Origin of the sequence: Pseudomonas sp. Q1, assembly GCF_009935975.1 — a bacterium.
Lineage (GTDB): Bacteria > Pseudomonadota > Gammaproteobacteria > Pseudomonadales > Pseudomonadaceae > Aquipseudomonas > Aquipseudomonas palleroniana.
Genome location: NZ_QODI01000003.1, coordinates 44,971 through 57,723 on the forward strand (window position 1 = coordinate 44,971; position 12,753 = coordinate 57,723).

Consider the following 12,753-nt stretch of genomic DNA (forward strand, 5'->3'; position numbering starts at 1 on the left):
GAACGCGCTTTAGCGTTTCCAATAACGTGCATTGACAACTTCGCAAGTTTCAACGCGACACAAGTATCCCGTGAGTTTTCCAACACGTAAGCAGGTGATTTCCTCGTATCGGGTAGCCCGGCAACGATCAAGTCAATAGGAAAAATATGGCACTTTGCCAAAACTCATTAATTAGCTGTAAGAAGAAAACTACTCATAATTAAACGAAAGCTTTTTATTAGTGGATCATTCCGTCAGAACAATATTACAACCCGTCATTTATACAACTAACAAAGTTCTTTCCGGATATGAATTCACGCTGCTGCCACGCGTAAACGCAGCGACAGCGACAGGTAGCCATTCGTCCGAAAGGCTTGCGCCCATCTTAAGATATATCTTACGTTATATCTAACCAAGACGGAGAGCCAGCACATGAGAGAGCATCATCCCCACCACCCCCATCATCACGACGGCTTCGAAAAACGCCCAGGACGCGAACGCGGCGGCCGAGGCCCTCGGGTATTTGCACCCGGAGACCTGAAATTGCTGCTGCCGGCGCTGATCGCTGAGCAGCCGTGCCATGGCTACGACCTGATCCGCCAGATAGAAAGCCTGTTCGATGGCACCTACAGCCCCAGCCCTGGTGTGATTTACCCGACCCTGACCTTTCTGGAAGAGAGCGAACTGATCACCGGCGACACCGAAGGCGGAAAAAAACGCTACACAATCACCGACGCCGGTCGTCTCTTCTTAAGCGAGCAAGCCGTTGCCCTGGAGGGTGTACGCATGCGTCTGGACGTCAGCAAACGTTCGCTTCGTGGTCACGACCGCCCGCCGGAAATCCACGAAGCGGTACACAACCTGCGCCATGCCTTGCATTCGCACCACGGGCGCTGGAGCCCGGAAGAAATCGTTCGTGTCGCGGCGCTGCTCAATGGCACCGCTCAAGCCATTGCCGACGGGAAAGCTCAATGAATACTCAAGCCATCCATCGCGTTACCCATGAAATCAAACGTCGCCGCCTGCAAGTATTGAGGGTGGTGGATATCACCCCGCGCATGCGCCGCATCACCTTGGGCGGCCCCGAACTGGCGGGTTTTGTCAGCCTGGGCAGTGACGATCACATCAAGCTGCTGTTCCCACAGAACGCCGCCGAACAGGCAGCACTGGAGAGCCCGACCTTCACGATCAAGGGCGACGGCCCGCAGCCCGCCATGCGCGACTACACGCCACGGCGCTTCGACCTGAGCATCGGCGAGCTGGACATCGACTTTGTCCTGCACGGTGACGGCCCTGCCTCGACGTGGGCAGAGCAGGCGCAGGTCGGCCAGCACCTCTATATCGGTGGGCCTCGGGGCTCGATGATCGTGCCGGATATGTTCGACAGCTACCTGTTGATCGGCGATGAAACCGCCCTCCCCGCCATCGCCCGCCGCCTGGAAGAACTGCCGGCCGGGCGCCAGGTATTGGCGGTGATCGAGATCGCCAACGCGGCGGAACGGCAACCCCTCGAAAGTGCTGCCGACGTAAAAGTGATCTGGGTGATCCGTGGCCAGGATGACCTGCTGGAAACCGTACGCACGCTGACGCTGCCGAGTGGTTCGCTGTACAGCTTCGTGGCGACCGAAAGCAAACTGTCGCGCCAGGTGCGTCGTGTATTGCTGGACACGCACCGGGTCAATGAAGAATTCCTCAAGGCCGTAGGCTACTGGCGTGCCGACGGAAGCGACGAGGAGTGAATCAGGCGTGGGGCTTGATGAGTCTGTCCAGCCCCACCACCGCCAGCGCGATCGCGACAAACCCCGCCAGAATCCCCCCGGCATTCACAAACACTTGTGGATAACCCAGGGTGCCGACATCGATGAACGGGTACTGATACTGCCCGAGCAAATCGCCCCGCAGCAGCACATAGCCGAAGTACACCAGTGGGTAGATCACCCAGGCGCCGATATGCCCTAGGCGCAAATGGCCCTTGGGCACGCACCGCCACCAATAGATCAAAAACAGCACCGGCATCACGTCATGCAGCAGTTCATCGGCGATGAATTGAAAGCCTGCAGGGCTCCACAAATGCCGCAGCAACAGGTTGTAGGCCAGGCTGACCACGATGATGCTCACGGCGATCCCACTGCTGACCGTAGGCGCCAGGAAAAACCGCCTGGCCGCTGAATCCCGGTTGACCAGCGCATAGCTCAGCACCACGACCACCAGGGTATTGGTCAGTACCGTGAAGAAACTGAAAAAGTTGATCAACCCGCCCAACAGGCTGGCATCGGTGAGCCAGCGCGAATAGAAAATCAGGTACTGCTGAATCGCCAACCCGACCCAACCGGCCAGTGCCGCCGTGGCCACAAAGCGCTTCATGGGATCAATCCAGCGGGCGTTTGGTGCGCATCAGCTTCACGTACAACCCTTCGACTTTCTCCCGCGCCCATGGGGTTTTGCGCAGGAACGTCAGGCTCGACTTGATACTCGGATCGCTCTTGAAGCAGCGGATATCGATGCGTTCGGCCAGGCCTGCCCAATCGTAATGTGCCACCAGGGTGGTGAGGATATGTTGCAGAGTCACACCGTGGAGCGGGTCATTGCTTGTCGCGGTCATGCCAGGCCTTTTGCAAAAAGAGAAAACACAGCCGCGCACCTTAGCCGACGAGGCGTACAGGTGGAAGCACTGCATTGAATATAGCCCTCGGAGAAAAGTTCCCGCTATCCAGCTGAAAAAGAGATGTTATATTGTAACGACAAATATCAAATGTAATGATCTCGATACCGTCTTGAACCTGCTCTTTTTCGCTGTTTTGCCAAGGAATGTCCGATGTCCCTCTTCCCTCTCTGGCGCTTGACCCCGCTCGCCGCCGCCTTGTTGATCTGCTCCGAAACCCACGCCCTGGAGCTGCAACCTCAAATCATCACCGCCAACCCGCTGGGCAGCGAGCAACTCGCTTCGCCCACCACCGTGCTCGCAGGCGACGACCTGACCCTGCAACAAAAAGGCAGCCTGGGCGAAACCCTCAACAAGCAACCCGGTGTGTCGTCTTCGTACTTTGGCCCCGGCGCCAGCCGACCGATCATTCGTGGCCAGGATGGCGACCGCATTCGCATCCTGCGCAATGGCGTGGGCGCGCTGGATGCCTCGTCCCTGTCCTATGACCACGCCGTGCCGCTGGACCCGATCAACGTTGATCGCATCGAGATCGTGCGCGGCCCGGCGGCGCTGCTGTACGGCGGCAGTGCCATCGGGGGCGTGGTCAACACGTTCGACAACCGCATCCCCACCGAGGCCATCGAAGGTATCCACGGTGCCGGAGAGTTGCGCTACGGCGGCGCCGACACCACCCGCAGCAGCGCGGGCAAACTGGAGGCCGGGAATGGCACCTTCGCCTTGCATCTGGATGCCAATGCACGGGAATTCAATGACCTGAAAATCCCGGGTTATGCACGCAGCCGTCACGCCCCTGAAAGTGAAGACGGCCCTGGCAAAGAGGGCCGCCTGGGCAACAGCAGCGGGCGCCAGGACGGCGGTGCGCTGGGGGGTTCCTACACTTGGGACGACGGTTATGCCGGCCTGTCCTACAGCAACTACGACAGCAACTACGGCTCACCCGCCGAGCAGGACGTGCGTATCCGCATGAAGCAGGATCATTACGCCTTTGCCTCCGAGTTGCGCAACCTGCAAGGCCCGTTCAGTTCGGTGAAGGTCGACGCGGGGTATACCGACTACCAGCACCGGGAGATTGAAGGCGGCGAAACCGGCACCACCTTCAAGAACAAGGGCTATGAAGCGCGGGTCGAGGGCCGTCACCTGCCTATCGGTCCGTTCGAGGGTGTGGTCGGTGCCCAGGTGAGTCGCAACGAGTTCTCGGCCCTCGGCGAAGAAGCCTTCGTGCCACAGACCGATACCAACGCCGGCGCGCTGTTCATCCTCGAAGAAATGCAAGCCACCGAGCGCCTGAAACTCAGCCTCGGCGGGCGCCTGGAACACACGCACATCGACCCGGATGCCAAAGGCAACGCACGTTTCGCCAATGCCGACCACTCCAATGACTTCAACGCGGGCAGCCTGTCATCAGGCGCGGTGTATAGCCTCACGCCGGTGTGGTCCCTGGCCGCCACGCTGGGCTACACCGAGCGCGCCCCGACATTCTACGAGCTGTACGCCAACGGCGCCCATGTCGCCACCGGCACTTACGAAGTGGGCGATGCCAACCTGTCGAAAGAAAAAGCCGTGTCCAGCGACCTGGCCCTGCGTTTTGACAACGGTACCCACAAGGGCAGCTTTGGCGTGTTCTACAGCCGCTTCTCCAACTACATCGGTTTGCTGGGCAGCGGTCGCACGCTGAACGATGAAGGTGAAGAAGACGCCGGCGGGATCCCTGAGTACAAATACTCCGGCGTACGCGCACGTTTCGCCGGCTTCGAAGCCCAGGATCACTGGAAGTTGGGCGAAGGTGCCTACGGCAAATTCGCGCTGGAATTGTCGGGCGATTACACCCGCGCCACCAACCTGGACACCGGCGAAGCCTTGCCACGCATCGCGCCGCTGCGTTTGAACAGCGGTTTGCTGTGGGAACTGGACCGCTGGCAGGCACGCATCGATGTGGAACATGCAGCGGGTCAAGGCCGTGTGCCGGCTAACGAAAGCGGCACCGATGGCTACACCACCTTGGGCGCCAGCGCGGGTTACCGCTTCAATGTGGGCGGCAGCGAGTGGCTGGCGTTTGTGAACGGCGAAAACCTGACCAACCAGACCGTACGCTATGCCAGCTCGATTCTGCGTGATATCGCACCGGCTCCAGGGCGCAGTGTGCAATTGGGCATCCGCACCACCTTCTAAAACCACAGCCAAACCCTGTGAAAGGGGGCTTGCTCCCGATGACGCAGTTCCAGTCGTTGTAGCCAATGACTGAACCACCGCCATCAGCAGCCCCCTTTTTTCATCCTGTTTTTGCAGCGACATTTAGTCACTGTTACCAAAACTGAAACGATGCATCTTGCGATTCATGCTTTCTCTTGTTTCGCCGCCGCATTATCCTTGCCCGCAATAAACTGAAACGTTTCACGCCTGCGGTCGACCCCATCTTGCCGAATTTTTTCCTTTTTAAAGACAGCGCTGTCTTACCCCGACCTGCGCCTGGGAATAAATCACCCGCCTGTGGATAACCCCGCTGCACCCCAGAAAAACCAAAAACAACGATGAACCAAGCCCGCGCTGAATCGTCATCTACAGTGAAGCACGGGGTTACATAATTCCAACGTAACGGAGAAACACACTATGAGCACTGATGGTGCCTCAAGCCCAAGCCGCCTGCTGCCCAGGCTGCTAGGCGTCTTGCTGCTGATCATGGGCCTGGCCTTGCTGGCCGGTGGCGTCAAGCTGAGCATGCTCGGCGGGTCGCTGTACTACCTGCTGGCCGGTATCGGCATCGCCCTGACCGGCGTGCTGCTGCTGGCTACTCGCCGCGCTGCGCTGGGCCTGTACGCACTGGTGCTGTTCGCCAGCACCGTGTGGGCGCTCTGGGAAGTCGGCCTGGACTGGTGGCAATTGGTGCCGCGCCTGGCGCTGTTGTTCGCCTTGGGCATCGTCATGTTGCTCCCGTGGTTCCGTCGCCCGCTGCTGCGCGGCCAAGCGGCGCCGCTGGGCACTGGGGCACTGAGCGTGGCCGTGGTATTGGCCGGTGCAACGGCGCTGGCCAGCCAATTCACCAACCCGGGTGAAATGGTCAAGACCGGCCAACTGGACCGTGACGCCGTACCTGGCATGGCCAGCGCAGCGCCGAGCCAGGCCGACGGTGAATGGAACTCCTATGGCCGTTCGGCCTTCGGTGATCGTTACTCGCCACTGGCCCAGATCACCCCGGAAAACGCGCACAAGCTGGTGCCGGCCTGGACCTACCGTACCGGTGACATCCCCGGCCCTGGCGACCCCGGTGAAACCACCGCGGAAAACACCCCGCTGAAAGTCAACGGCATGCTCTATGTATGCACCCCGCACAGCCAGGTGATTGCCCTGGACCCGGACACCGGTAAGGAAATCTGGCGTTTCGACCCGAAGCTGAGCACCGAAGGTGCGGCAAACTTCAAAGGTTGGGCGCACATGACCTGCCGTGGCGTGTCGTATCACGATGACGCCGTGTACGCTTCCGAGCAGAGCCCTACCGGCAGCGCGAGCCCAGCGCCGGTCAGCGCCGTATGCCCGAAACGCATTTTCGTGCCGACTGCCGACACCCGCCTGATCGCCCTGAACGCCGACACCGGCAAGATGTGCGAAGACTTCGGTGACAAAGGCCAGGTCGACCTGCGTGCCAACATCGGCAGCTTCGCTCCAGGCGGTTACTACTCAACTTCGCCTCCGGCCGTGACCAAGAACCTGGTCGTGATCGGCGGTCACGTGACCGACAACGTCTCGACCGACGAGCCAAGCGGTGTGATCCGCGCGTTCGACGTACACACCGGCAAGCTGGTGTGGAACTGGGACAGCGGCAACCCGGACGACACCACCCCGTTGGCCGAAGGCAAAACCTACACCCGCAACTCGCCGAACATGTGGTCCATGTTCAGCGTCGATGAAAAGCTTGGCATGTTGTACCTGCCAATGGGCAACCAGATGCCCGACCAGTATGGCGGCGACCGTACCCCGGCCTCTGAGAAATACAGCGCCGGCCTGACCGCACTGGATATCGACACCGGCCACGTGAAGTGGACTTTCCAGTTCACTCACCATGACTTGTGGGACATGGACGTGGGCGGCCAGCCAAGCCTGATCGACATCAAGACCGCCGACGGCGTCAAGCAAGCGGTAATGGCATCGACCAAGCAAGGCAGCATCTACGTGCTGGACCGCAGCAACGGCCAACCGGTAGTGCCGATCAATGAAATCCCTGTACCGCAAGGCGCAGTGGCCGGCGATCACACCTCCCCGACTCAACCGAAGTCCGACCTGAACTTCATGCCACCGCCGCTCAAAGAGCGCGACATGTGGGGTGTGACGCCGTTTGACCAACTGATCTGCCGGATCGATTTCAAGTCGATGCGCTACGACGGCCCATTCACGCCGCCATCGCTGCAAGGCTCGATCGTGTACCCCGGTAACTTCGGTGTGTTCGACTGGGGTGGTCTCTCCGTCGACCCGGTCCGCCAGATCGCATTCGTGAACCCGAGCTACATGGCGTTCAAATCGAAACTGATCCCGGCTGCCGACATCGCCAAGCAAGGCCCACGCGTCAGCGAAACCCAAGGCGTGCAGCCGAACAAAGGCGCACCGTATGGCGTGATCCTCGAAGCGCTGCTGTCGCCGATGGGCCTGCCGTGCCAGGCTCCGGCCTGGGGTTACGTGGCAGCGGTCGACCTGACCACCCACCAAACCATCTGGATGCATAAAAACGGCACCGTGCGCGACAGCTCGCCGGTTCCGGTCCCACTGACCATGGGCGTGCCAAGCCTGGGTGGTACGTTCACCACCGCCGGTGGCGTAGCGTTCCTCAGCGGCACCCTGGACCAGTACCTGCGTGCCTATGACGTGAAAAACGGCAAGCAACTGTGGGAAGGCCGCCTGCCTGCAGGCGCGCAAACCACACCGATGACCTACACCGGCAAGGACGGCAAGCAATACGTGCTGGTCATGGCCGGCGGTCACGGCTCCCTGGGCACCAAGCAGGGTGACTATGTGATGGCGTTCAAACTGCCGGACTAAGCAATCCCGGTAGCCTGTGAGAGGGGGCTTGCTCCCGATGGCGGTCTTTCAGCTGAATCTTTTTTGGCTGGCACATCGCTATCGGGAACAAGCCCCCTCCCACATCGGGCCGCAACGCCGCATCCACATCTCGAACGCCATGGCATTCAACGGCCGGCCGATCAGGTAGCCCTGGGCGGTGTCGCACTTCCACTGCTTGAGCAATTTCAGGCTGGGCTCGAATTCCACGCCCTCGGCGACCACCTTGAGCCCCAGGTTGTGGCTCATCTCGATGGTCGAGCGCACGATCACACCGTCACCGGTGGTGCTGTCGAGGTTGCGCACAAACGATTGGTCGATCTTCAATTCCTGCACCGGCAGGCGCTGCAATTGCGCCAGCGACGAATAACCCGTGCCGAAATCATCCACCGACAAGCTGATGCCGCAACCACGCAGCTGTTCCAGCACGCTGAGCGCCTGCTGCGGGTTATGCATGATCGCGCTTTCGGTGATTTCAAAGATCAGCCGCTCGGCCGCCACCTCGTATTGCATCAGCAAGGCGGTGACGCGGATGGCCAGGTCATCATCGGCCAGATCATCCACGGAAATATTCACCGACACCTGCATAGGCAAGCCCCGTTGCCCCCACTCGGCGATTTGCCGCACTGCCTCTTCGATCACCCACAGAGTCAGGGCGCCCATGCTGCCGGTGCGCTCGGCCAAGGGGATGAACTCGCTGGGCGACACCAGGCCCAGAGTCGGATGCTGCCAGCGTAACAGCGCTTCCGCCTGGCGCACGTGGCCCTGGTTGAGGTCGAGCTTGGGCTGGTAGCACAGGAACAATTCGCCCTCGATCACCGCACGGCGCAGATCGCGGATCAGGGTGATCTGGCGCTGGTGGGCCAAGTCGCGGTCCTGCTGGTAGATCTGCAAGTAGCCCGGCGAGGCCGCCGCGTCATGCCGGGCGATGGCGGCGCGGCTGATCAACTCGTCCACCTGCTGGCCGTCGGCGGGGTAAGCGGCGATGCCGATACTGACCTCATGGCGCACTTCGTCATGGCCGATGCGCTGGGGCTCGGTGAGCAGCCCATACAGGTGGTCGGCACGGGCCACGGCGCGGTCGATCTCGGTGTTTTCCAACAGCAGCAGAAACTCGCTGCCGGCAATGCGCGCGGCCGTGTCGCTGGCCAGCAGGCTCATGGACAAGCAGCGGCTGGCTTCGCGCAGCATGTCCTCGACACCTTCAGGGCCGAAGCCTTCGTTGATCACCCGGTAGTTTTCAATGCCGATATATAACAACACCACCGGGCGTCGGGCGCTGATCGCACTGCCCAGGCGCTCCATGGCCAGGGCGCGATTGGGCAGACCGGTGAGCGGGTCGTGCAGGGCATTGTGGGCCAACTGCCGCTCACGCACGGCGATACCGCTTTGCATCGCATTGAAGGCCCGGGCCAGCAAGCCGAACTCGTCGTGGCTGCGAACCCGTACGGCGGTGCGATAGTCACCGGCCCCAATCCGCCCGGCCGCCGCTACCAACGCATCAAGTGGCCGCGATACGCGGCGCGCCAGGAACAGCGCGGCCGCCAGTGCTACCAGCAGCACGGCCAGGGCAATCCCGAGAAATTGCCGGTCCAGCGGCGCAAAGGATTCCAGGGCGTGGTCCAGCGGGCTTTGCAGCAAGACGCGCACCTCATCGCCATCACCGGTATTGGCCAGCGGCAGAACCTGGCTGAGTACACGCTTGCCATGAAACACGCCGACCTGCGCTTCGGGGTTCAAGTGCACGTCACGCAGCCGTTCGATGATGCTGGCCTGGTACTCGTAGGGCTGAGTGGTGAACAGGCGGCCGACCTGGCCGTCCTGCACGCTGAGGAAGGACACCTCCAGGTTGCTCATGGAGCGCAGCTCATTGGCGAACAACGTGTCCATGGGAAAACCCATGACCACTCGGGCGATGGGCTGCGGGTCGAGGACCACATCCTGCACCAGCAAGTAAGGCTGCCCGTCCATCGCCACGATCAGCATCTGCAGCCCGCTGCGTCGCGCCTGCCGCAAGGCATGGTCATAGGGAAAAGGCTGACCGCGGGTGAGTATCGGCAAGGTACTGACCATGACCTGCCCCTCCAGGTCCAGCACGAACACCTCGCTGGAACTGATACCGCCGCCATGCCGACGCAACTCGGCCAGGATAGGTTCACTGCGGCCGGCGGCGACGGCCTGCATGAACGGGCCATCGGCGGTGAGCCAGTCCAGCCCGGATTGCAACCGACGCCCGCGCAGGTCCAGCAGGCGCTCGAACACTTGGCGGCCGGTTTCCAACTGCACCTCGGCCTGGTTCTCCACGGCACGAGTAGTGGCGGCCTGTACGGCAAAGTAAGTGGCCGCAACGACCACCAGCAGCAACAGCGCCAACACCCCGGCAATGCGGGTCTGAAAAGTGTGACGCCACTTCATCGCAGTGCCCTCGGGCAGTATTCGCCGCTCTCTGCCAAGCCGTCCCTGTGTCATGCGCCTCCCTGGCGACTGCTGATCTGGCGTCAAAAAAACGTCCACTCTGATCGAATGTTGTGTTTTAGCAGATTAGCTGGGACCTGGGATAAGTACACCCAATAGAACCTGGAACTTTCCTGTCATTTTATTGGCGACTGAGGACTGTGCGGATTAAGCGCTCCGCGCGCGCATGAAGTCCCCCCAGCGGCGCACCAGGTAGTTGTGCTCATCCATCACCGAATTCCACACCGCAACATGCCCCATGCGCTGTTCATAAGAACCGCCATCGCGCACCTCGCCCACATCGATCAAGGGCAAGCCATCGCTGCCCGGCAATTCTTCCCGCGCAGGCTTGCCGGCATACCAGTAATCCCATTCGGCGCAGGTCAAATGATCACGGCTGCGCGCCGGGTTACCGATGTAGTAGCCCTGGCGAGCCATCACCGCCCCAGGCCAGCCGGACAGCCACCAATTGAGGTAGGCATAGGCCGCATCCAACACCGGGCCCCGGGCATGACGGGACAGCGACAAGCCGCCGAACCAGGCGCGATAGCCTTCGCGGGGCACGGCCAGGCGGTATTTCACGCCGGCGCGGTGCAGGCGCATCAAGGTCGGCGACCACAGGCTCTGGATATCGATACTCGGGCTGAGCATCAATTGCGCCGCCTCTTCATCATCCGACCAGAATGCGGCGAAATGCCCCTCCTTCTGCTTGCGCACCAGGATATCGGCGAGCACATCGATCTCTTCGATGCTCATGTTGCCGATGTCCTTGAACTGCGCCAGCCCTGCGCCCTGCACTGCCAGCGCCGCGTCGAGGGCTCCGATGGCGGCATCGCTTTGCAGCGCGGTGCGCGCACGCCACGCCGGGTCGAGCAGCCAGCCCCAGCTTTCATTGCCGTGGCTGAAACCCTCGGGCAAGCGTTCGGGACGGTAGGCGAAGCTGTCGGCGTTATGGGTCAGCGGCAACATGCTGATGCGCTCGGTCACCGTGCTGCCAAGGCTGCCGTCGTGCTGCACGAACAGGCGCTCGCTCGGCACGCTGCCACTGCCCAGGCGGTCATTGGCCGATAGACGACCACGCTTGGGCAGGTCGTTGATCTCATGCCACAGCGCAATCCGCCGGGTGTCGATGGGCTGGATCGCCCGCGCCGGCCACACGAAGTCGACGTTGTGGAACCACTGGTCGTACAGGTCGTAGCTGTCGGGCTGCATCACCGCGATGCGCTGGGCCTGTTCGACATCGTGCACCTGGTACACCAGGCGAATGCCCAGCTCCTGTTCGGCACGCACCCGCAAGCATTCGAGCAGCGTCACCGAAGTGCCGAGGACACGTAGGGTGATCATGCCGCGAACCGCCGTGAAAACACCTCAAAGGAGTGACGCAACCGCGCCGGGTCGAGCCCACGCAGGATAAAGACCAGGCGCGATTGCCGATCGCTGCCCGGCCACGCAGGCAAATGGACCGGTGCATGCAGGCAATGCTGCACGCCATGGATGACGATAGGGGCCGAGCTTGCGTTCACGTTGAGCAGTCCTTTGACGCGAAGGATTCGTTCGCCATGGCATCTTAACAGCATCGATAACCAGACCCCGAAACCGACCCAGTCCAGCGGTTGCTCGAACGTCAGGCAACACACCTGCGCCGCACCGTGGGAGGCGGAGGTGGTTTGATGCAACTGCCAGCGATTGACCTCCACAACCGGTTCAGCGCTGCGCAAGCCCTCACCGAGCAGCAATTGGTCGCCGCTGTGAATGTCCTGGGTCGTGAGGATCGGCGTACCGGCGTTGAGTGCCTGCAAATGCGTGCGCAAAGGAGCACAGTCGCCCGCCACGTCGGTTTTGCTCAGCAGCAGCCGATCCGCCGCCGCGACCTGGGCCAGCCATTCGGGGTGCAAGCGCTCCTGCAGCGCGGCGTGGCTGGCGTCCACCAGGGTGACCACCAAGCCAATATGGAAACGTCCGCGCAGTTGCACGTCGTTATTGAGCGTGGCGAGGATCGGCGCCGGGTCAGCCAGGCCGGTGGTTTCCAGGATCACCCGTTTGAACGCGGGGATTTCACCGCGCTCGCGGCGTTGCCACAGGCCGAGCAAGGCCTCTTTCAACTCGCCGCGAATCGAACAGCAGACGCAGCCACTGGGCAGCAGCACGGTGTCCGGCGCGACCTCCTCCACCAACAGATGATCAATGCCGACATCGCCGAATTCATTGATCAGCAAAGCCGTGTCGCCCAGGCTTTCACCCTGCAGCAGACGCTTGAGCAAGGTGGTTTTGCCGCTGCCGAGGAAGCCGGTGATAACGTTGAGGGCGATACTCATGATGACTCCAGAGACTCCAGCAAGCGTGGATCAAGCGGGTCCAACGGTCGGCCGAGCATGTCTTCAGCCGCCTGCCACAATGCATCCAGGCCACTGGCCAAGGCTTGTTTGCCGGTGGCGCCCAGCAGCAGGTAAGAGGCGCCCTGGAAGTCCTCGACCTTGAGCCGAAACACCGCCAGCACCTGATTGATCGCGGCGATCCGGCGCAGGCGCTCACGGCGCCGGGGCAGTTCATCGCCGAGGGGATCGCTCCAGTGCAGGTCTTCGCCGAGCAAGCCGCAGAGCCCACACATCGCT

The 12,753-nt window shown here is 61.5% G+C and carries 10 protein-coding genes; 4 read left to right on the plus strand and 6 right to left on the minus strand.

Translation table 11 applies throughout. The annotated features are described in order from the left end of the window. The first annotated feature begins 411 nt into the window (after positions 1-411). The gene (locus DK870_RS05315) at positions 412-954 is read left to right on the plus strand and encodes a PadR family transcriptional regulator (protein ID WP_060754463.1); all 543 of its coding nucleotides are present in this window, start codon (positions 412-414) and stop codon (positions 952-954) included. Then, complete coding sequence (locus DK870_RS05320) at positions 951-1,718, plus strand: siderophore-interacting protein (protein ID WP_161548192.1); 768 nt, start codon at positions 951-953, stop codon at positions 1,716-1,718. Before DK870_RS05315 ends, DK870_RS05320 begins: the two co-directional genes overlap by 4 nt. A 1-nt stretch (position 1,719) precedes the next feature. On the opposite strand, the gene DK870_RS05325 is transcribed toward DK870_RS05320, so the two are convergent. Together DK870_RS05325 and DK870_RS05330 are read right to left on the minus strand one after the other, a co-directional pair. Next, positions 1,720-2,343: a Pr6Pr family membrane protein gene (locus DK870_RS05325; RefSeq protein ID WP_161548193.1), complete on the minus strand. Its 624-nt coding sequence runs from the start codon at positions 2,341-2,343 to the stop codon at positions 1,720-1,722. Between the two features lie 4 nt (positions 2,344-2,347). Further along, the gene (locus DK870_RS05330; RefSeq protein ID WP_060754466.1) at positions 2,348-2,581 is read right to left on the minus strand and encodes a VF530 family DNA-binding protein; all 234 of its coding nucleotides are present in this window, start codon (positions 2,579-2,581) and stop codon (positions 2,348-2,350) included. A 213-nt stretch (positions 2,582-2,794) separates the two neighbouring features. On the opposite strand from DK870_RS05330, the gene DK870_RS05335 reads away from it, so the two are divergent. Continuing rightward, on the plus strand, positions 2,795-4,813 hold the full coding sequence (locus DK870_RS05335; protein WP_161548194.1) for a TonB-dependent receptor: 2,019 nt from the start codon (positions 2,795-2,797) through the stop codon (positions 4,811-4,813). Positions 4,814-5,251: 438 nt separating this feature from the next. After that, the gene (locus tag DK870_RS05340) at positions 5,252-7,669 is read left to right on the plus strand and encodes a glucose/quinate/shikimate family membrane-bound PQQ-dependent dehydrogenase (RefSeq protein WP_161548195.1); all 2,418 of its coding nucleotides are present in this window, start codon (positions 5,252-5,254) and stop codon (positions 7,667-7,669) included. Positions 7,670-7,747: 78 nt separating this feature from the next. Here DK870_RS05340 and DK870_RS05345 read toward each other — a convergent pair whose 3' ends face one another. The 4 genes from DK870_RS05345 to DK870_RS05360 all read right to left on the minus strand — a co-directional run bounded on the left by DK870_RS05345 (position 7,748) and on the right by DK870_RS05360 (position 12,749). Further along, positions 7,748-10,102: a bifunctional diguanylate cyclase/phosphodiesterase gene (locus DK870_RS05345; RefSeq protein WP_090366530.1), complete on the minus strand. Its 2,355-nt coding sequence runs from the start codon at positions 10,100-10,102 to the stop codon at positions 7,748-7,750. A gap of 207 nt (positions 10,103-10,309) precedes the next feature. Beyond that, a complete protein-coding gene (locus DK870_RS05350) occupies positions 10,310-11,485 on the minus strand; it encodes a PotD/PotF family extracellular solute-binding protein (protein ID WP_060754470.1) in 1,176 nt (391 codons plus the stop codon). Continuing rightward, positions 11,482-12,456, minus strand: coding sequence for a GTP-binding protein (locus tag DK870_RS05355; RefSeq protein WP_161548196.1), 975 nt, complete (start codon positions 12,454-12,456; stop codon positions 11,482-11,484). Before DK870_RS05355 ends, DK870_RS05350 begins: the two co-directional genes overlap by 4 nt. Next, entirely contained in the window at positions 12,453-12,749 is a 297-nt protein-coding gene (locus DK870_RS05360; RefSeq protein ID WP_060754472.1) for a hypothetical protein, read from the minus strand. The genes DK870_RS05355 and DK870_RS05360 overlap by 4 nt, the downstream gene beginning before the upstream one ends. Positions 12,750-12,753: the final 4 nt, after the last annotated feature.

What these genes read in the sequence shown, in the direction of transcription:
- DK870_RS05315 (WP_060754463.1), top strand. Translation starts at nt 412, where the DNA reads ATGAGAGAGCATCATCCCCACCACCCCCATCATCACGACGGCTTCGAA.
- DK870_RS05320 (WP_161548192.1), top strand. Translation starts at nt 951, where the DNA reads ATGAATACTCAAGCCATCCATCGCGTTACCCATGAAATCAAACGTCGC.
- DK870_RS05325 (WP_161548193.1), bottom strand. Translation starts at nt 2,343, where the DNA reads ATGAAGCGCTTTGTGGCCACGGCGGCACTGGCCGGTTGGGTCGGGTTG.
- DK870_RS05330 (WP_060754466.1), bottom strand. Translation starts at nt 2,581, where the DNA reads ATGACCGCGACAAGCAATGACCCGCTCCACGGTGTGACTCTGCAACAT.
- DK870_RS05335 (WP_161548194.1), top strand. Translation starts at nt 2,795, where the DNA reads ATGTCCCTCTTCCCTCTCTGGCGCTTGACCCCGCTCGCCGCCGCCTTG.
- DK870_RS05340 (WP_161548195.1), top strand. Translation starts at nt 5,252, where the DNA reads ATGAGCACTGATGGTGCCTCAAGCCCAAGCCGCCTGCTGCCCAGGCTG.
- DK870_RS05345 (WP_090366530.1), bottom strand. Translation starts at nt 10,102, where the DNA reads ATGAAGTGGCGTCACACTTTTCAGACCCGCATTGCCGGGGTGTTGGCG.
- DK870_RS05350 (WP_060754470.1), bottom strand. Translation starts at nt 11,485, where the DNA reads ATGATCACCCTACGTGTCCTCGGCACTTCGGTGACGCTGCTCGAATGC.
- DK870_RS05355 (WP_161548196.1), bottom strand. Translation starts at nt 12,456, where the DNA reads ATGAGTATCGCCCTCAACGTTATCACCGGCTTCCTCGGCAGCGGCAAA.
- DK870_RS05360 (WP_060754472.1), bottom strand. Translation starts at nt 12,749, where the DNA reads ATGTGTGGGCTCTGCGGCTTGCTCGGCGAAGACCTGCACTGGAGCGAT.